24 protein-coding genes are annotated in these 17,114 nt (G+C 64.9%); 11 read left to right on the top strand and 13 right to left on the bottom strand.

The genetic code is table 11. The features are described 5' to 3' along the window. The 3 genes from ACT3UQ_RS17340 to ACT3UQ_RS17330 form a co-directional block, all read right to left on the bottom strand. Positions 1-1,019, bottom strand: a 1,019-nt coding sequence (locus ACT3UQ_RS17340) for a Cmx/CmrA family chloramphenicol efflux MFS transporter (RefSeq protein WP_444637605.1), incomplete at its 3' end; no start/stop codon positions are given. Between the two features lie 238 nt (positions 1,020-1,257). Further along, on the bottom strand, positions 1,258-1,905 hold the full coding sequence (locus ACT3UQ_RS17335; RefSeq protein WP_105553045.1) for an NAD(P)-dependent oxidoreductase: 648 nt from the start codon (positions 1,903-1,905) through the stop codon (positions 1,258-1,260). Next, positions 1,902-2,822, bottom strand: a complete 921-nt coding sequence (locus ACT3UQ_RS17330; protein WP_444637604.1) for an EamA family transporter — start codon at positions 2,820-2,822, stop codon at positions 1,902-1,904. The genes ACT3UQ_RS17335 and ACT3UQ_RS17330 overlap by 4 nt, the downstream gene beginning before the upstream one ends. A 78-nt stretch (positions 2,823-2,900) precedes the next feature. Here ACT3UQ_RS17330 and ACT3UQ_RS17325 point away from each other — a divergent pair, with 78 nt between their 5' ends. The 5 genes from ACT3UQ_RS17325 to ACT3UQ_RS17305 all read left to right on the top strand — a co-directional run bounded on the left by ACT3UQ_RS17325 (position 2,901) and on the right by ACT3UQ_RS17305 (position 6,005). Beyond that, the gene (locus ACT3UQ_RS17325) at positions 2,901-3,779 is read left to right on the top strand and encodes a LysR family transcriptional regulator (protein ID WP_444637603.1); all 879 of its coding nucleotides are present in this window, start codon (positions 2,901-2,903) and stop codon (positions 3,777-3,779) included. Positions 3,780-3,888: 109 nt separating this feature from the next. Then, positions 3,889-4,437, top strand: a complete 549-nt coding sequence (locus tag ACT3UQ_RS17320) for a GNAT family N-acetyltransferase (protein WP_444637602.1) — start codon at positions 3,889-3,891, stop codon at positions 4,435-4,437. Between the two features lie 84 nt (positions 4,438-4,521). Continuing rightward, a complete protein-coding gene (gene cmtR / locus ACT3UQ_RS17315; RefSeq protein WP_444637601.1) occupies positions 4,522-4,881 on the top strand; it encodes a Cd(II)/Pb(II)-sensing metalloregulatory transcriptional regulator CmtR in 360 nt (119 codons plus the stop codon). Then, entirely contained in the window at positions 4,881-5,561 is a 681-nt protein-coding gene (locus ACT3UQ_RS17310; RefSeq protein ID WP_444637600.1) for a cation transporter, read from the top strand. Before cmtR ends, ACT3UQ_RS17310 begins: the two co-directional genes overlap by 1 nt. A gap of 36 nt (positions 5,562-5,597) precedes the next feature. Next, positions 5,598-6,005 carry a hypothetical protein gene (locus tag ACT3UQ_RS17305; protein WP_444637599.1) on the top strand — a complete coding sequence of 136 codons (408 nt, stop codon included), beginning with the start codon at positions 5,598-5,600 and terminating at the stop codon, positions 6,003-6,005. 12 nt (positions 6,006-6,017) lie between these two features. On the opposite strand, the gene ACT3UQ_RS17300 is transcribed toward ACT3UQ_RS17305, so the two are convergent. Both ACT3UQ_RS17300 and ACT3UQ_RS17295 read right to left on the bottom strand, forming a co-directional pair. Then, positions 6,018-6,806, bottom strand: coding sequence for a hypothetical protein (locus ACT3UQ_RS17300; RefSeq protein ID WP_444637598.1), 789 nt, complete (start codon positions 6,804-6,806; stop codon positions 6,018-6,020). Positions 6,807-6,835: 29 nt separating this feature from the next. Further along, positions 6,836-7,405: a CDP-alcohol phosphatidyltransferase family protein gene (locus tag ACT3UQ_RS17295; RefSeq protein WP_105650684.1), complete on the bottom strand. Its 570-nt coding sequence runs from the start codon at positions 7,403-7,405 to the stop codon at positions 6,836-6,838. 171 nt (positions 7,406-7,576) lie between these two features. On the opposite strand from ACT3UQ_RS17295, the gene ACT3UQ_RS17290 reads away from it, so the two are divergent. Beyond that, positions 7,577-8,344 (top strand): isocitrate lyase/PEP mutase family protein, encoded by a 768-nt coding sequence (locus ACT3UQ_RS17290; protein ID WP_444637597.1) that lies wholly within the window; start codon positions 7,577-7,579, stop codon positions 8,342-8,344. Positions 8,345-8,461: 117 nt separating this feature from the next. Here ACT3UQ_RS17290 and ACT3UQ_RS17285 read toward each other — a convergent pair whose 3' ends face one another. The 4 genes from ACT3UQ_RS17285 to ACT3UQ_RS17270 all read right to left on the bottom strand — a co-directional run bounded on the left by ACT3UQ_RS17285 (position 8,462) and on the right by ACT3UQ_RS17270 (position 11,297). Beyond that, a complete protein-coding gene (locus ACT3UQ_RS17285; protein ID WP_096288851.1) occupies positions 8,462-8,956 on the bottom strand; it encodes a DinB family protein in 495 nt (164 codons plus the stop codon). 32 nt (positions 8,957-8,988) lie between these two features. Beyond that, positions 8,989-10,101: a DNA alkylation repair protein gene (locus tag ACT3UQ_RS17280; protein WP_444637596.1), complete on the bottom strand. Its 1,113-nt coding sequence runs from the start codon at positions 10,099-10,101 to the stop codon at positions 8,989-8,991. A gap of 143 nt (positions 10,102-10,244) precedes the next feature. Beyond that, positions 10,245-10,541, bottom strand: a complete 297-nt coding sequence (locus ACT3UQ_RS17275) for a Fe-S cluster assembly protein HesB (RefSeq protein ID WP_096288849.1) — start codon at positions 10,539-10,541, stop codon at positions 10,245-10,247. 162 nt (positions 10,542-10,703) lie between these two features. Further along, positions 10,704-11,297, bottom strand: a complete 594-nt coding sequence (locus ACT3UQ_RS17270; RefSeq protein ID WP_444636093.1) for a GNAT family N-acetyltransferase — start codon at positions 11,295-11,297, stop codon at positions 10,704-10,706. 94 nt (positions 11,298-11,391) lie between these two features. On the opposite strand from ACT3UQ_RS17270, the gene ACT3UQ_RS17265 reads away from it, so the two are divergent. Further along, entirely contained in the window at positions 11,392-11,976 is a 585-nt protein-coding gene (locus ACT3UQ_RS17265; protein WP_096288845.1) for a DapH/DapD/GlmU-related protein, read from the top strand. Positions 11,977-11,989: 13 nt separating this feature from the next. Here the strand turns inward: ACT3UQ_RS17265 and ACT3UQ_RS17260 are convergent, their stop codons facing one another. The 4 genes from ACT3UQ_RS17260 to ACT3UQ_RS17245 all read right to left on the bottom strand — a co-directional run bounded on the left by ACT3UQ_RS17260 (position 11,990) and on the right by ACT3UQ_RS17245 (position 14,064). Then, positions 11,990-12,340 carry a TfoX/Sxy family protein gene (locus ACT3UQ_RS17260; RefSeq protein WP_444636094.1) on the bottom strand — a complete coding sequence of 117 codons (351 nt, stop codon included), beginning with the start codon at positions 12,338-12,340 and terminating at the stop codon, positions 11,990-11,992. 12 nt (positions 12,341-12,352) lie between these two features. Continuing rightward, the gene (locus ACT3UQ_RS17255) at positions 12,353-12,712 is read right to left on the bottom strand and encodes a nuclear transport factor 2 family protein (protein ID WP_444637595.1); all 360 of its coding nucleotides are present in this window, start codon (positions 12,710-12,712) and stop codon (positions 12,353-12,355) included. A gap of 17 nt (positions 12,713-12,729) precedes the next feature. After that, positions 12,730-13,485: a hypothetical protein gene (locus ACT3UQ_RS17250; RefSeq protein ID WP_105568830.1), complete on the bottom strand. Its 756-nt coding sequence runs from the start codon at positions 13,483-13,485 to the stop codon at positions 12,730-12,732. Between the two features lie 114 nt (positions 13,486-13,599). After that, the gene (locus ACT3UQ_RS17245) at positions 13,600-14,064 is read right to left on the bottom strand and encodes a phage tail protein (protein WP_105568831.1); all 465 of its coding nucleotides are present in this window, start codon (positions 14,062-14,064) and stop codon (positions 13,600-13,602) included. Positions 14,065-14,213: 149 nt separating this feature from the next. Here ACT3UQ_RS17245 and ACT3UQ_RS17240 point away from each other — a divergent pair, with 149 nt between their 5' ends. Genes ACT3UQ_RS17240 through ACT3UQ_RS17225 form a run of 4 tightly spaced genes read left to right on the top strand, consistent with a single transcriptional unit; the run spans position 14,214 to position 17,036 of the window. Further along, entirely contained in the window at positions 14,214-14,684 is a 471-nt protein-coding gene (locus ACT3UQ_RS17240; RefSeq protein WP_444637594.1) for a methyltransferase family protein, read from the top strand. Between the two features lie 9 nt (positions 14,685-14,693). Further along, the gene (locus ACT3UQ_RS17235) at positions 14,694-15,422 is read left to right on the top strand and encodes a VOC family protein (RefSeq protein ID WP_096288835.1); all 729 of its coding nucleotides are present in this window, start codon (positions 14,694-14,696) and stop codon (positions 15,420-15,422) included. Further along, positions 15,419-16,168, top strand: coding sequence for a class I SAM-dependent methyltransferase (locus ACT3UQ_RS17230; RefSeq protein ID WP_105568833.1), 750 nt, complete (start codon positions 15,419-15,421; stop codon positions 16,166-16,168). The genes ACT3UQ_RS17235 and ACT3UQ_RS17230 overlap by 4 nt, the downstream gene beginning before the upstream one ends. Positions 16,169-16,211: 43 nt before the next feature. Continuing rightward, on the top strand, positions 16,212-17,036 hold the full coding sequence (locus tag ACT3UQ_RS17225) for an alpha/beta fold hydrolase (RefSeq protein ID WP_444637593.1): 825 nt from the start codon (positions 16,212-16,214) through the stop codon (positions 17,034-17,036). Positions 17,037-17,114 lie beyond the last annotated feature (78 nt).

Below are 17,114 nucleotides of genomic sequence, written 5' to 3'. Positions count from 1 at the left end.
CCGATGTTCAGCGCCGCGGTGGCGTACGAGCCACCCATCGTCGGCGCCCCCGAAGCCGCGTACAGCACTTGTGTGATCAGGGTGCTGCCCACGCCGAACGACAGCGCTCCCTGCACGAACAGCAGGATTATCAGGGCGCCCGGATGGGATGCGCTCAAGGCCAAGGCAACCCAGCCTGCAAGCAGCAGCGGTCCGCCGAAGGCGAGCACGGCCCCCGAATGCCGATCCGCGAGCCGCCCCGCGAGCGTGACGCCGAGGAACGACCCGCCGCCGAAGATCACCAGGGCTACGGGTATCCACCCTTCGGCCAGCTGCGCGTGTTCGGTGACTACCGGTGCCAGGAAGGTGAACGCGGCGAAGGTGCCGCCGTTGACCAGGGCGCCGAGTCCCAGGGCGAGAATCAGGCGCGGCGTGGCTAGCTCGCCGAGTTCCACGCGCAGCCTCGGAGCGCCCGAAGCGTCCGCGGGCTGCCCGGCAGTTGGCCCGAGACCGCGCAGGATGCCAATGGCTGCGGGAATGCAGAGGACGGCGATCGCCCAGAATGTGGTGCGCCAGCCCATCGCCGTGCCCAGCAGCGCCCCCGCGGGCACGCCCGCGATGGTTGCGAGCGTGGTTCCAGCGAGCAGGATCGACAGCGCGCGCCCCTTCTGGTTCTCCGGCACGAGCGTGCCGGCCGCGCTCAGTGCGACGGCGAGAAATCCGGCGTTGGCGAGGGCGCCGAGCACGCGGGCGATGAGCAGAATCGAGAACAGGGCCGTTATCGCTCCGATGACGTGGCTTGCGGCAAAGAGGAGAAGGCAGAGCAGCAGCGTGAGCCGCGGCGGCCAACGCCGGGCGAAAGCGGCCATCACCGGCGCGCCGATGACCATGCCGAGCGCAAAGGCGGAGGTCAGCAGCCCGGCAGTGCCGAGGGGCACGTCAAGTTCGGTGGCGATAGCGGGCAGCAGGCCCGCGAGCATGAATTCTGAGGTGCCCATGACAAAAACGGCCAGGGCAAGCAGGTAGAGAGCAAAAGGCATCGAGGACTCCGAGGTGAGAGGTCAAAAAGGGGTTCTTTTTGTCACCACGGCCAGGGGCCCGGATAAGTCAGGCACGCGTGCGCGCAGGGCGCGGCGCTGGTGCTTAGCGGTTCAGGGGACTGGCGGGGTGACCGGCAGTCCCCGACTTGTCTGACTCGGGACTCGACATGCCTGAAACTATACATGGTGCCGATGCGCCGCATTCCGGAATTTCCGCCGGGCTGCCCGGGAGAGTGGATCAGCAGGAGGCGGCTTGCGCGACGGTGAAATGCTGGCCGCCGCCGGGGCTCTCGAGTTCGTCGAGCACGGAGATGGCTAGGTCGGCCGCGGTGATCCGCGAGATGCCATGCGCATCGGTGAGCAGTGTGCCCCGCCCGCGCCGATAACCGCCCGTGCGCTCGCCGGGTTCGAGAATCGCCGGCGGGCTCAGATAGATCCATCCGCTGTAGGGGTGCCGCTGGCAGGTTTTGAACTGGTCGAGGCTGGCCTGCGCGACGTGCTTCCACGCAGCGGGCACGTAGTCGGGGTCTTCGATCAAGAGCCGGCCGGGATCCGTCGGGGAGCGCAGCGGTGCCGCGCCGCCGACGATCAGCACCCGAGTGCCGTGCTGCTCGGCGGCGTCCAAAACGCCTCGGGTGAGCGGCGCCAATCGGGACTCTTCGCCCGGGCCGAGCCGGATGGCGAGCACCGCCGCGTCGGCCTTGGCGAGCACCGGGTGCAACGCTGCGGTGTCGGCTGCATCAACGGCCAGTGTGCTCAGCCGGTCGTGGCGAGGTGCGGCGTGGTGCCCTCGGGAGAGCGCGATGACGTGGTGTCCGCGGTCGAGGGCTTCTGCGGCGATGGCTTTGCCGGCCATGCCGGTGGCGCCGAGAACTGCAATGTTCATGCGGGGAACCGTGCTTTCTTCTTCGTTGGGCCCAGTTGACCGGCGACCATGGCGATGAGCGCGACGGCGAAGCCGAAAAGTTGGCCTGGGGTGAGGACCTCGGCGGCGATGGCCGCGCCGAGGGTTGCGGCTACCAGCGGGGAAAGCAGCCCGAGCAGTGCGGTCGCGGTCACCGGCAGCCGGCGGATGCCGGAGAACCATAGTCCGTAGGTCAACAGCGCGCCGATCAGGCTCAGCCACAGGTATCCGGCGACCGCCGGGCCATCGATGCCCGGCGGGATTCCGTCGAAGAGCATGGCCGGGATGAGCAGCAGCAGTCCGGCGGCGGTGAGCTGCCAGCCGGCGAGTCCGATCGCCGAGACGCCCTCGGGCCTGCCCCATTTCTTCGTGAGCACGACGCCGGTGCCCATCGAGGCGGCCCCGGCTAGGCCCGCGAGGATGCCGAGGGGATCAAGGCCCGCGTCGGGACCGAGCACCACGAGGCCGACCCCGGCCATGCCGCCGAGGCCCCAGATGACCCGCCATGCGGAGAGCTTTTCGTGCAGGATTGCCACGGCGAGCAGCGCCACCACGATCGGCTGCGACGCACCCAAGGTGGCGGCGATGCCGCCGGGCAGGCGCTGGGCGGCGAGGAACAAGAGTGGAAAGAACGCGCCCATGTTCAGCGTGCCGAGAACCAGGGACTTCCACCACCAGGACCCGCGCGGCAGCCGCCGGGCGATCAGCAGGGCGAGCAACCCGGCGGGCAGTGAGCGCATCAGCGCCGCGAAGAAGGGATGCCCCTCGGGCAGCAAGTGCGTCGTGACGATGTAGGTCGTGCCCCATACGGCCGGGGCGATCGCCGTCAGCAGCGTCCAGCCGATGCGCGAGGTCAGCAGGGTGCCGGGAACTGGCAGCGGGATCGTCGTTGTGTTCATATATTCATCTTCTGCCGCACCGAATCATGAGTCCAACACATTGTTGTCATGCCATCGATGAACTGCAATCATGAATGCATGGAACTTCAGCAGATGCGCTATGCGGTCGCGGTCGCCGAGGAACGCAGCTTCACCCGCGCCGCCGCGCGCTGCCACGTGGTGCAGTCCGCGCTCAGCCACCAGATCAAGGCCCTGGAACGCGAACTGGGTCTCAGCCTATTTGCCCGCACCAGCCGCCGCGTCGAAGTCACTGCCGCCGGCGAAGCGTTCCTCGTCTCCGCCAGGCTGAGCCTCGACGCGGCCGAACGCGCGGTCTCGGCTGCCGCCGCCGCGACCGGCGAGATCCGCGGCACGCTGACCATCGGGGTGATTCCGACGGTGACTGCGCTCGACATTCCCGCGGTGCTTGGAGCTTTCCACCGTGCACATCCAGCGGTGGGGATCAGGCTGCGCGGCGGAGGCAGCGACGAATTCATCGCAGCCATCGCCGACGGAAGCATGGATGTGGCCGTGCTGGGGCTCCCCGGGGCGATACCGCACGGCGGGGTGGACGCCAGCGTGCTGGCGCGTGAACGGCTCGTCGCCGTCGTATCCGCGCAGCATGCGCTCGCCGGCCGGGGAGAACTGCGGCTGGTGGAGCTGGCCGAGGAGACGTTTGTGGACTTCCCCGTAGGCACAACCGGACGAGCCCCCTCGGATCTTGCCTTCGCGGCGGCCGGGATCCGTCGTGAGGTCGCGTTCGAGGCGATGAGCACCGACCTCATGCTGGGCCTGGTGCGCAGCAACCTCGCCATCGCGCTCCTGTCCCCGGCGGTGATCCCCGACAGCGGCGACTTCCGCGCCATCCCGATCAGCGACGGGCCCACGCGCATCGAGTACCTGGCGTGGAGCGGGTTCAACCTCTCGCCGGCGGCCAAGGCCTTTCTGGACGGTCTGCATGGTTCTGCAAGCGCCTGAATCCCCACGGTCCGGGCCTCGCGGAGGCATTCGAATCGAGCCGGGCCGATCCACGACTTCAACCTCAGGCTCCGGGTTGAGATTCTCGAGATTGTGCCAGAATGATTTCATGATTCTGCCGACCCCGACCATGGAGACCGAACGCCTGCGCTTGCGTCCCTTCACGGATGCCGACGCGGAGGACCTTTTCGCCTTGCAAAGCGATGTCCAGGTGCTGCGTTATTGGGACTCGCCGCCCTGGGATGACCGGGCGTCGATCGCCCGATTCATGGTGGGGTGCAGGAAAATGGCGGAGGAAGGCAGCGGTGCCCGCGTGGCCATTGAACGCCGCTCCGACCAGGCTTTCATCGGCTGGTGCACGCTGAACAGCTGGAATCCGGCATTTCGAAGCGCTTCTCTGGGATATTGCCTCAACCAGGCCGCCTGGGGCAACGGCTATGCGACGGAAGCGGCGCACGCCCTGCTGCGCTGGGCGTTCGGCGCCTTCGACCTCAATCGCATCCAATCCGAGGTCGATACCCGCAATGCCGCATCGGCTCGGGTGCTCGAAAAACTGGGCTTCCGCTTGGAAGGCACCTTGCGCGAGGACTGCATCGTCGATGGCGTGGTATCCGACTCCTGGGTGTATGGCTTGTTGCGCAGCGAGTGGGCCGGTTGAGCGGCACATGGCGATGTCAAAGGGATCGGGCACTTGATCTGGAGCCCCTGACATATAGGTCAGTATGCGCTGTATAGTCATTGTATGCTGACTATTGCTTCTCGCCTGGATGTCATGAACCGGCTCGGCCGGGCCATGGCCGATCCGACCCGCTCCCGCATCTTGATGACCCTGCTCGGTGGGGCGAGCTACCCGGCGGTGCTCTCGCGGGAACTGGAATTGACCCGCTCGAACGTCTCGAATCACCTGGCCTGCCTGCGCGACTGCGGGATCGTGGTCGCCGAACCCGCGGGCCGGCAAACCCGCTACGAGATCGCCGACCCGCACCTCGCCGCGGCGCTCACCGCGCTCGTGGACGTGACCTTGGCCGTGGACGAAAGCGCGACGTGCCTGGATCCGGACTGCGCGGTCCCGGGCTGCTGCGCAAAGGGTGCCGTGCAGTGATGGCCGCGGAGCTTACGCTGGCACGGAGGGACGTGCTGCGGCGGCGGATCAAGATCGTCGTGGCAATCACGATCTCCTGGAACGTGATCGAGGCCGTGATCGCGCTGATCGCCGGTTCGGCCGCCTCTTCGGCGGCGCTGATCGGCTTCGGACTGGACTCGATCGTCGAAGTCCTTTCTGCCGCGGCGGTGGCTTGGCAGTTCGCCGCGCCCGACCCCGGACGCCGGGAGAAGACCGCGCTGCGGGTCATCGCGGTCTCGTTCTTCGCTTTGGCTGCCTACGTATCGGTGGATGCCGTGCTTTCGCTCTCCGGGCTGCGCGAGCCGGAACACTCCCCGGTGGGTATCGCGATCGCCGGGTTGAGCCTCAGCGTCATGCCGCTGTTCAGCTGGTTCGAACGCCGCACGGGCCGCGAGCTCGGGTCCGCCTCCGCGGTCGCAGATTCCAAGCAGACCCTCATCTGCGCCTACCTGAGCGCCGCCCTGCTCGCCGGCCTGCTGCTCAACAGCCTGCTTGGGTGGGCTTGGGCCGACTCGGTCGCCGCACTCGTGATCGCCGTTTTTGCCGTCCGCGAAGGAGTCGAAGCGTGGAAGGGCGATGCCTGCTGTGCCGCCCCGCTGGCCGTGCTCACCGGGGAACGGGAGACAGAGGCGTGCAACGATGAGTGCAGTGACCACTGACCGAGCCAAAAGCTTCCCGATTGCTAATCTGGGAAGATGAGCATTCGGCGAGCCGTGCTTCGCGGCCTGATGCTGTGGTTGATCTTCTCGCTGGTCGGGATCGGCATCGTGGCGGTACCCGACAATGGTGGTGCGGTTTTCCGGCTGAGCCAGGGGCATGGGCCTTCGCCGTGGGATCTGCTCGGTATCGCGATGCTGCTGCTCGGCTGGGTCCTTTTCCTCGTGCCGCTCATCCGGGCCCGAGCGCTGTGGCCGGTTCCCGGTCTCGTCCTCGGCGGGTTCTTGGCCGGCCTGGCAATAGTAGTGTGGTCGGTGCTCTCGGATACCGGATCGTGGTGGATTCTTGGTGCCTCGCTATCAGCCGGGGTCCAGCTGGTGGCCGCAATTGCTGTCGCCGCCGGGCGGGGCCCCACCCTGCGCGGAATTCGGCCGCAACGGGAATAGCCCCAAGGCAGCTCATGGCACGGGCCACCACATCCGGGTGCGGAGCTGCAACCGGTCGGCGACGGCCGCTACTTCGAGGCTAGCTGCCGTTGAATCCGCCGCCCGGTGCAGAAGCCCACGATCGGTTGCAATGCAATGCAATGCGATGCCGAGCGCCGCGAGCACGATCCACAGGGCCAGATTCGCCTCGGCAGGCGGGGACATGAACAACCCGGAGCCAAGCCACATGCCGATACCGGCGACGGCAAACAGGAATACGTAACCGAGGAGCTTGCTCGGCATTTTGCTGGCCGTCATTCCCAGGAGGGCCAATGACGACCAGTAGAACGAGGCGATGACAAACAGCGCCGACAGCCCAAATGCCAGCGGCTCAGAGATGTACCAAGCGGCAACGGTTGTGCCGTAGATATTTTGGTCAACGGCTATGGGCCAGCTGATCATGAAGATCAGCATCAGCAGGACTGCAACCAGCGCGGAGAGCATTAAGAACTGAGGCAGGCCTTTGGCGGGCAATCCCGAATCCTGGCGCTTGGAGTCTACGCCCAGGAAGGTGAAGAGCAATGCGCACATGGCGACGGCGATGCCGGACCATGCGCCATCTCGCTGGACTTCATCGATGTGGTTTGTGGTCAGGAGCCCGGTGGCGGACAGCAACACCAAGATGGTCCCCATGACCGCGACGAAGATCGCCTTGTAGAACATCGTCCGGAGCACCGGAATCCAGATCAGCGGCGAAGCACCCTTGGCGCGCTTTGACGTTTGCTGATTCGATTTTGGTGCGCGTCGATTAAGGGAACCCATCTGACTATTCTGCCTCAATGCGGCGGGAGCTAGGGTGCCTTGCGCTGTTCCTTGGCGACGTTTCGCATGATCCGCAGGTAGCCGAAACCGACGAACAGATGCAGCAGGGCGCCAGCGGCGAGAATGTAGACACCCGGGGTGAAGAGCACCGAAAGCTGATCGATGCGCCCCAGCGCAACACAGGCCAAGCCCAGCATCATGATCCCTGTTCTGATCTTTCCAAGCCATGTTGATTCCGGCGGGGAAGACAGGCGCAAGAAGAAGTAGGTGCACAGCAAGGTCAGATCGGTGATGAAGATGGCCAACCCGATCCACAGCGGAACCGATCCGTTCAGCACAAAGGCGATGGCGATGGCAACGATGCCCAGGCGATCGGCGATGGGATCGAGCAGAATGCCGAGCCGGGAAACCTGGCCGAACTTGCGTGCGATGAAACCGTCGATCCAATCGCTCAGGCCGAAGGCCAGCAGCAAGATGGCGGTGAGCACCGGCCGCGTATCGGAGATCAGGTAGCCGCAGATGGGTATGACCAGCAGGAAGCGGAGCACCGTGATGGCGTTGGGGATCGTTGCCCAATCATGCTTACGTCCCGAGCGCATCGCCACCGTTTTCTCCTTTTCTCCTACGTTGAACGATTGCCTACTGTGGAGAAAATTACAAGAGCTCGGGAGGCTTCGCGGGGATTAAAACACTGATTGGAAGCCACCCTAGAGTGCGGATACGGTCACTGGTACGCTGAGCCTTGTTCAGCGACTCCAAGGAGAACCCACATGTCTGATGTCACACAGCTCGCCCAGAAGCTCACCGACCTGCACGATTCCGGCCGTACTTTGGTTCTTCCCACGGTTTGGGATACCTGGAGCGCCAATGTTGCGGTCAGTGCGGGATTTGAAGGTCTCACCATCGGAAGCCACCCCGTAGCGGATGCCACGGGCAGCGCAGATGGCGAAAAGATGGACTTCAAGGATTATCTGCGCCACATCCAAGTCATTATGGATTCGGTCAACATCCCGGTCAGCGTCGATGTTGAATCCGGCTACGGACTGGAACCAGCGGAACTAATCGGGCGGCTTCTCGATGCTGGCGCCGCCGGTGCAAACATCGAGGATGTGGTGCACTCCGAGTCAAAGCGCGTGCGGGAACGCCAGGAACATGCCGATTACATCGCCGCCGCGCGCCAGAGCGCCGATGAGGCGGGTGTTTCCTTTGTTATCAATGGGCGCACCGACGCGTTGAAATTCGGCACCGACGTCTTCGCGGACCCCGCCGAAGAAGCGATCGCCCGGATGAAGCTGATGGAGCAGGCCGGCGCGCGTGCGGTCTACCCCGTGGGGCTGAGCACCGCCGAACAGGTCCGGCGCTTTGTCGACGCGGTGCAGATCCCGGTCAACGTCACCGCTCATCCGGTCAAAGCCCACGGCGCAGGGAACCTCGCGGAGCTCGGCTCGCTCGGAGTTCGCCGCGTGACCTTCGGCCCGCTATGGCAAATATGGTTGGCAGAACTTTCCGCGGCGGAACTGGCCAAATGGGTCAAGTAGCCCGTCGCGAAAGGTAATTTGCGCTGGAGCGCAGTCCTCGATCGGGACGGCTAACTTCCCGATCGAGGATGACCGATCCCCTGGGGGAGCGGCCAGCCTCAGACGTGGCTTCAGCGATCAGGCCAGGGTTCCGGCCGCGTAGGCGGCCTGTCCGACATGCTGGATTGCATCGTCGAGCATGGAGAGCAGCCGAACCCCGCGGGTCACCGGCGGCTCCCACGCGCGGTCGACGATCTCATCGAGCTGCGCTTCGCCCAAGGTTCGGACGTACCCGCTCAGCGCGGCGAGCGTTGCCTCGAGGTAGTCGAGCAGCAGCTGCTGGTCCTCGACGACAATGCTCCTCGCCTGCTCTGGGCTGTGCCCGTAGCCGAAGCCCATCCCGATCTCGCCGAGCTCAAACCGCTCGCCGAAGTCTTCCCAGACCTGGCGCCGGTCGTTGAGCTCGGCTAATTGCACATCGAGTTCCCGGGCGCTATGCCACAGCAGCCAGGCAATTGAATTCGGGTGTCCCGCAGGATGCGCGTTGAGCTGCGCGGCGCCGAGCGGTGGAAGATTTCGGGCGGCCGACAGCGGCCGCGTAGCCAGCTGGATGAGCATCTCTTTGGAATCCATATTCCACATTGTGCCCCGCTCGCCGCGCTATGTCAGCCCGGAGGCTCGGCGAGCAGCTCAAAGTGCACGGTGTGCGTGGGAACCCCATTGATCTGCAATGCGATCCCATGAAGCCCGGGATAATACCGGCGGGTGGTGATCGCCCGGAATGAATGGGAACGGCCGATGTCCAGGCTTTCGCCCGGTGCCAAGGTGCGCGTGGCAAGTTTGAAGACCTTGGCGCTGGTGGACCCGTTGGCCTTGAGATGGTGGACGAGGTAGTCGATGGCCAGCGCGCTCGGCTCGGCGCCGGCATTGCGGATGGCCGCGGTGAATTCCACGCTTCCACCCCATGGAACTTGTTGCTGGCCGAGCCGCGGGCCGTCGATCTCCAACGTCGCCGGAGCAAAGCCGAGGACCGCCAGGGCCTGGGGATCTCCGCGCTTGATCAAGGTACGCAGTCCGTGCTTCACCAGCGGCAGTGTGGTTTTCTCGGGAGCTTGCAGCCAGCGGCGAGCGGTCTGCGTGACCAGCTGCGGAGCATCGCGGCTCAGGTCGTTCAGGTGGTTCGCCACGGAACGACGCACATACTGGCTTTCATCGCGGTACAGCGCATCGAGGATGGGGATGGTGCGGCCGGGCGTCGCGGTGAGCTGCGGAACGCGAACCGCCCAGGGCAGATAGGGGCGGGTGCCCTCGCTGGCCAGCCGGCGCACGTGCTCGTCGGGGGACCGGGTCCACTCTTCGGCGATCTCCAGGGCCTTGTCCAGGTCATGGATGAGCAGCGTCCGAATGGCGAACTCCGCGGTCAATCTCCCTGTGAGCGCGGCCAGCAGGGCCATAGCGTCGTTGAATGCCGCGGAGGTATTCTCCCGTACCGCACGAGTCGCCACCGCGCTGGTCACCGGCCAGATCATCCAACCGGTGAAGGTCGCGGAACGCTCGCTGGCTTCTCGAATGACCGTTGCCAGCCGCGCGTAGTCATCGGGGAATTCCGCCAGCAGGGCATCGCGCAGGGCATCGGCGCGTTCGCGCAGGCTCAGCTCGGCCAGAGCGGCACTGGCTGCCGGCAGGAATTGCAAGGGGTGCTCCGGGACGACGGCCTGGATCTCATGGGCGAGCTGTTCGGCGACATCGGCACCGATGAGTTGATCGGCGAAAGGCATAATGCCATTGTTTCCCGCATCTGCGGGATCTGCGAATTCTGCGACCGGGGAATTCGGATGAAGCGCTGGGCTGATGCCCACAAAGCCTGCGAGGGCCGCCCGGCTGGGCGACCCTCGCGGGAAGCTTAAGGAGCGAACCGAGGTTAGCTTTTAGGGAGGATCTGGAAGCTGACGGCGCCTTGCTCGTCAACGGCCGCGTCGAGCACCTTGTCGTCGAGCTCATCGGTGATCAGCTCGTCGAGGTAAACCGGGCTTCCTTCGCCGCGAACTACCACGTCGGCTGGTTCCGGTGCGGGAACGATCTGCACCGCGAAGGCTGCTTCGTTCGGCGCTCCGGCACCTTCGGACTGATGGATTCGGAGTCCGGCATCGGCTGCCTCGGACTGGTTGGTGACGATCGCGGTAACGATCGTATCTGCCTGGTCGGTCAGTGTGAGCACGAGGCTCTCCTTCCGGTTGCGGACATGCCAAGATCAGGGCACGTGGGTGCCACCATTCCAAAAACAAGCACGAATCTCAACCCCGCTTAACACTTGCGAAATACGCATACGCATCACCGAGCTCTCCGGTACCCTCCTCCTTCGCAAAGGCGGCGCAGGGCTCTAGCCGAAGGCGAGGTAGGGCGCGGATTTCCCGGGCTCGCGCACCCTGAACCGCAGTTCCAGGTCGCTGCGCTCGATCAATTGCAGCTGATGCGCGTAGGGCTCGCTGATGACATACACGGTGTCGCGCAGCTGCCATTGCTCGGCGAACCATTGGCGCAGCGCAGCCAAGAGGCGTTCATCGAGCCCGGATTCCAGCCGCGATTCACGAACCCAGAAATAGATGGCCGCCTCCAGCTCCGCCCAGGCGCCGGGGCCCACCGCGCTCACAGTTGATTTGGCCAGGAATTTGGCGCCGGGCGGGTAGACGTACACGCAGCCCAGGCACTCGGTTTCGCTGGGATCGAGCATCGTGTAGGTAAAGGCGCGATGCTCCTTGTGGAAGCGCTCATGCTCGATGAGGTCCTCGCGGTTCTCCGCCACGCTGAAGTCATCGGCCGGCCACGGGTCCTGCTCCCAGAGCCGCAAGGACTCGCGGGTTTCCATCACCGCCGCGTAGTCCAATGCGGCGTCCTCGGCGGTGAGCGGACGCAGCAAGAACTCCGCGTTGCGCAACTGAACGGGAATCGGTGCGTTCGGATCGGTGATCAACACGGGCGGCTCCTGACGGCGAAGGGGTCAACCCAGCATAGATTGCTTGCAGGGAAATTGTGGCCGAAGTCCATGCGCGGTGCGCTAGCGTAAGACCATGAGCAACATCGCAGGACTCGAGGAACTATTAACCGCCCTGAACGCGGGCCAGAGCATCACCGGAGGTTCCGGGCATCACCAGGCGATGCACGCCGCGAGCCAGGAGGCGTTGCGCATCGCCGCTCAGCTGAACGGAAGCTACCACTCGCCCGCGGCGGTCCGTGCGCTGCTCGGCGAGCTGACCGGGAGAGAGGTGCCAGAATCCGTCCAGCTGTTCCCGCCATTTACGGCCGACTTCGGCAAGAATATCCACTTCGGCGAGAACGTGTTCGTCAACAGCGGCGCCAGATTCCAAGACCAGGGCGGGATCGAGATCGGCGAGGGCTCGCTGATCGGGCATAACGCGGTGATCACCACGTTGAACCATGACATCGTGCCCAGCCGGCGCGCGGATATGCACCCGGCGCGAGTGGTGCTTGGCGCCGGCGTCTGGCTTGGCGCGAATGTGACGGTGCTCCCCGGGGTGCGCATCGGCGATGGCGCGGTGGTCGGTGCCGGGGCGGTGGTGACCAAGGACGTGCCGGCCGGGGCCATCGTCGTGGGAGTGCCCGCCAAGCAGGTGGGCAGCGTACCGCAAGAGTAGTCCAACGTCGGGTTCAGCGGCCGCCACCGGTCAGCGCACGGTTGAATTCCAGGGCTGTGCCCAGCCACGAAGCCAAAGCCTCGTCCTTCTCGAGGCTCGCGGCGTCCACCTGGATCCAGCCCGGCCCCATGCTCCGTCCGGTGCCCATTTCCGCCTGGCCGGCTCCGGGGCTCAGCAAGAGCTCGGTGTGGTTCGCCGGGGCAACATGAACCAATAACGCCCCTTCCTTGAGCGCGCCGACCAGTAGTTTCTCGTTGACCATAAATGAGTGGCCGCCGAACATCGATACCTCGCGCAGGACCGGCTCGCCGGCTAATTTCTCGCGAATGCGCTCGATGAGCAGCTGCTGGGCCGTGTGCATCATCTCTGCCCTCGCTTAGCGGGGCTCGGGCGGAGCATAGGACATCCGGTCAAAGACCAGCACGCTGTCGCTGATCTGGCCGTCGGAGACGGTAAAGCATTCGCCGGCCACGGCGGAGGAGGTGCTGGCGGTCTGCGGGTAGTAGAACAGCGCCACGCGGTTGCCCTCGGCGAATTCGGCGATCTGCGCGGTACCGGTCAGCAGCGGCGCGAACCCGGCGATGAACTGCCGGTAGGCCTGTTTGCCCTCCAGATCGAGGCCCGGCGCCCGGCAGGTGATGGCATCGGCGACATAGCTCATCGCCAGCTCGACATCGCCCGAAGTCCAGGCCCGATGATAGTTCTTGACGATTTCCAACGCTGAGGATTGCTCCATGGTGGGTTCCTTGGGATTTAGAAGGTCAGTTTTGTGCGGAGGCCGCGGACGACGAAAAAGAGGATCACTGCCTGCGCGGCTAGCAGGAACGCGCCGGAGCCGACGCTGTCCCAACCCATTGCCAAGCCCGACTGCAGGGTGCCGATGCCGCTGGCCACGGGGTAGAACAGCGGCCAGAGGATCGCGAGGTTACGCACGCAGGCGAAGACGATGGCGAAGGCGAGGGCGAACAATCCGAAGCTCAGCGCCACCGGCAGCGGAACCGATCCCACATGCTGCAGGGCAAAACCGAGGCCGGTGAGCGCGATGGCCGGCAGCCAGCCGAAGGCGCGTTCCCAGCGTAGATAGAGCCAGCCGAAGACGAAGAAGGGCTCCCAAAACACCAACAGGTTGGCTAGCAGGTGGGGGAGGAGCTCGACCTGCTGCGCGGCGGCAGTGGTGATGAGCTGGTAGGCGGAGCCGGCCCCGAGGAGCGCGGCGATGATCAGGGAGCGGAGAAGGAATCTGCGGGTGATGCCGAGCCCGGCCCAGCCTTCCCGACGCTGCCTGAGCACGGTAAGCGCCGGAATGAGTGTGCCGAAAAGCAGGATGCCGACAATCAAGAACCCGCCGCCGAACGCGCTGCCGGCCCAATAGCAGGCCCAGAACGCCAGCAGCGTGCCCAAGGCAATGACGGTGTCGCGGCCGGGATCCCAAGCGAAGATCCGCCGCGGGATCCGCGGCGGCGAACCAGATGCGGTGGAATCGGAGGTCGGGGTGCTGGAACTCGACATGCTCATATCCTCGTCGGTGCGGTGAGTTGAGCCGCTTCTGGGTCCGAAGCGTGGCCCGGTGGCTCTTAGCCTAGAGCCGATTCCGATAGCTGGCTAGGGAGCTCCGCCGGACCGCTAGTATTCGCCCTTGATCACGAAGTAGGATCCGCGGATGGTTCCGGCAAGTTTCGACTTCTGCCGGGCGAATTTGAAGCGCTGGGCAAGTTCCTCGGGCACGTCCATCCCCTCGGAGAGCTTGAATCCCACCGCACGCTTCGCGCCGGGTGCCAGGGAGTAGAGCACATTGATCGAGAGACCGGATTCGTAGAAGAGGTAGGCGCGTTTGGCGCCATCGGCTTCGAAGAGGCTCGCCTGCAGCACCGGGGATGCGATCTGCAGGTCGCGTTCGTCGGCGAGGATGCGGTGCACCCAGTCGACAATTTCGGGGACGTCTTGGGCGGCACTGAGCATGAGGTCGTGGTCGAACTTATTCTTCAGGTACCGGGCCTCATTGGCGCGCAATCCGGCGAGGGCATCGGCCACCGGTGAGCTTTCCAGACCCGCGGTGCTCACCTCTTTGAAATCGACTAGATAGGACATGCATGCTCCTGGAAAATATTGGGCCGACCGGTTATGCCGATCCTACCTTTGCTTGTGCCTGTTCACGAGATGGGCAGGGGCGCGAAATTCTAGCCGGGAGCGTAGCATCGAAGCATTAGACGGAGCCGCGAATTAGAGGAGCCATGTCGATGCTGCGCATTCCACCGCCGGTATTAGCGCTGGGCGCCGGTGCGCTGCAGGCGCTCCTGTCGCGCCATCGCCACAGCTCGCCGCGCTCACGAGTATTCGCGGGATTGCTGTTGCCGGTCTGCTTGGCGCTGGATATCTCCAGCCTCCGGGCCTTCCGCCGCCGGCAAACGACCATCAACCCGATGGCCTTGGACTCGATGAACGATCTGGTGACGGACTCGGCGAACACCTTGACTCGCAATCCGATGTATCTGAGCCTGGCGGTGTTGCTCGTAGCGCACGCCCTGTGGCGGCGCAGCGCGCTGGCGTTGCTTCCGGCCGCGGGAGTTGTGCTGCTGCTGGACAGGGTGCAGATTCCCGCCGAGGAAGCAGCGCTCGAAAGGGCCTTCGGCCAGCGCTATCGCCGCTACCAGGAGCAGGTCCCGCGGTGGGTATCGGGGCGCACGATCCAGCGACTGCTCGCACGGTAGGCTGGGCGCATGTACCTGGAAAACATCGTTTTTGACTCGGTGGATCCGCAGCGTCTCGGTCGATTCTGGCAGGAGCTGCTGGGCTGCGAATTTCTGGACGAGGATGCCAGCGGATTCGAAACGCGCCTGCACATCCCCGACGGGCCGACCCTCGATCTGTGCTTTCAACGTGTTCCCGAAGCTCCGCGGGATCCGGTCCGGCTGCATCTGGACCTGCTCGGTGGCCAGGAGCAAGAACAGGTGATCGCCCACGCGCTCGCCTTGGGCGCGAGTCCCAAGGATATCGGGCAGCAGGATGTCCCTTGGGTGGTGCTGGGCGATCCTGAAGACAACGCCTTCTGCGTCATGGAAGGCCGCGCAAGTTATAGCAATACCGGACCTATCGCCGCGCTGCCCCTGGATTCCTCCGATGTGCGTCGCGATGCCGCCTTCTGGTCCTGGCTCACCGGCTGGGAGCAGACCGCGCTTGGCCGGCCCGGAACGCTGCGCCATCCAAGCTATCGGGGGCCGGTGCTGGAAATATGCCCCGAACCTCTGGCCAAGGGACCGGAAAAGAATCGACTGCACCTGGACGTGCGTTTGGAAGCCGCCGATGATGCCGAGGCGCTCGCCCGAGAGATCGTGCGCCGCGGGGGCACGGAATTGCATCCGAATTGGGGCGAACTGCCCTGGCGCGTCTATCAGGACCCCTCGGGCAACGAATTCTGTGTCCTGCCCGCGGCGGGAAATGACCTATGAGCCAGGAGCTTGAAGCCGACGCTTGCTTCGCCGATGCGCGCCTCGCCGAGCTCTATGACCCGCTTGATGCCGACCGCAGCGATCTGGAGCCCTATGCGCAGATCATCGACTCGTTGGGTGCGCGCAAGATCTTGGACGTGGGCTGCGGGACCGGAACCTTCGCCTGCCAACTGGCCGCGCGCGGACTGCAGGTCACCGGGGTCGATCCTGCGGGCGGCAGCTTGGCGGTGGCCGGAGCCAAGCCCCAGGCGCCGCTGGTGCAATGGGTGCATGGGACGGTGGATGATGTGCCGGCAGGAAATTTCGACGCGGCGGTGATGACCGCAAACGTCGCGATGGTCTTCACCGGCGATGTCCAGTGGCAGCAGACCCTGGAGCGCATCGCGCAATTGCTGAAACCTGGCGGGCGGCTGATTTTCGAGGCACGGCGGCCCGAAGCGCGTGCCTGGCTGAATTGGACGCCGGAATTGACCCGCGAAACGACCCTGATCGATCGGCTGGGGCCGGTCAGCACCTGGATCGAAGTGCTGGACTACGCCGATGAGTTGCTCAGCTTCCGTGAGACCTTTCGCTTCGAGCAGGAAGGCACCGAACTGGTCTCGCATTCCACACTTCGCTACCGCACTCGCCAAGAGCTGACGCGCACGGTGGAAGCCGCGGGATTCTCGGTGGAGACGGTGCAGGAGGCCCCGGATAGGCCCGGGCGGCAGTTCGTGTTCATTGCCCGGCGCGACACGAGCGATTAGTCTCGTCTCCATTGGCGAGAACCACCCAACGCAAGGAAACATCGTGAGAGAGCAACAGCCGTCTCAACCCCTGCCCGAGGGCATCGCCGCGGTCTACGGCACCGGATTTCCGGTGGTCCTGGTGCACGGCAACGGGGTGGACCACCGGATCCTCTTCGCCCTCGATGAGCAGTTGGAAACTGCCGGCACCCTGCAGCGCATCTACATCGACCTGCCCGGATTCGGTGGGACTCCAGCCTTGGCGGGCCGCGCCGGCCTGCCCGAATTCGCCGCCTGGCTCCAGAAGCTGTTGCAAAGCCACTTGGGGGCACGCCCGTTCGCGCTGATCGGCAATTCGCTCGGCGGCCTGCTCGCCCAGGAGATGGCAGACCGCTTCGAATCCCAGGTGCGCGGAATGGTGCTGCTGGCGCCGGTGACCCGACCGGCGGCCGAGGAACGCACGGTGCCGGCGCGCAGCGTGGTGCACGAAGACGAACTGCTGCTCGAGGAGCTGGGTCCGGTCAATGCCGGGCACTACGCGCAGATGTCGGTGATCCAGACCCGCGCGAACTGGGAACAATTCGAGCGCCATGTGCTGCCCGGAGTGCTCGCCGCTGACCTGCGCGCCATGGCGCATCTGTCCACCCGCTACTTCCTGGAGACGTTGCCGGTGGACCGCGAGCGGATTTCGCAGATTCCGGTGCTCATCGCCTGTGGAAGGCAAGACCATATCGTCGGGTTCGAGGACGCCAAGGCGCTGCTGGTCCGCTACCCCAACGCTTCCTTCCTCGAACTGGACCGTGCCGGACACAACGCGCATATCGACCAGCCCGAGATTTTCGCCCAGGCGTTGGCGCGCTGGACCGCGACGCTCACTACTAGCGGCTAGCGTGTGACTGTTAGTTCAGAATGGCGGTTTTTTCACAGCTCAATTTGGCGGTTTCGATGTCTTGTAGGCCTAGTTTTG

It is taken from the genome of Glutamicibacter sp. AOP12-B1-11 (assembly GCF_052379245.1).
Classification (GTDB): Bacteria; Actinomycetota; Actinomycetes; order Actinomycetales; family Micrococcaceae; genus Glutamicibacter.
This window is presented reverse-complemented; position numbering and strand designations above follow the sequence as displayed.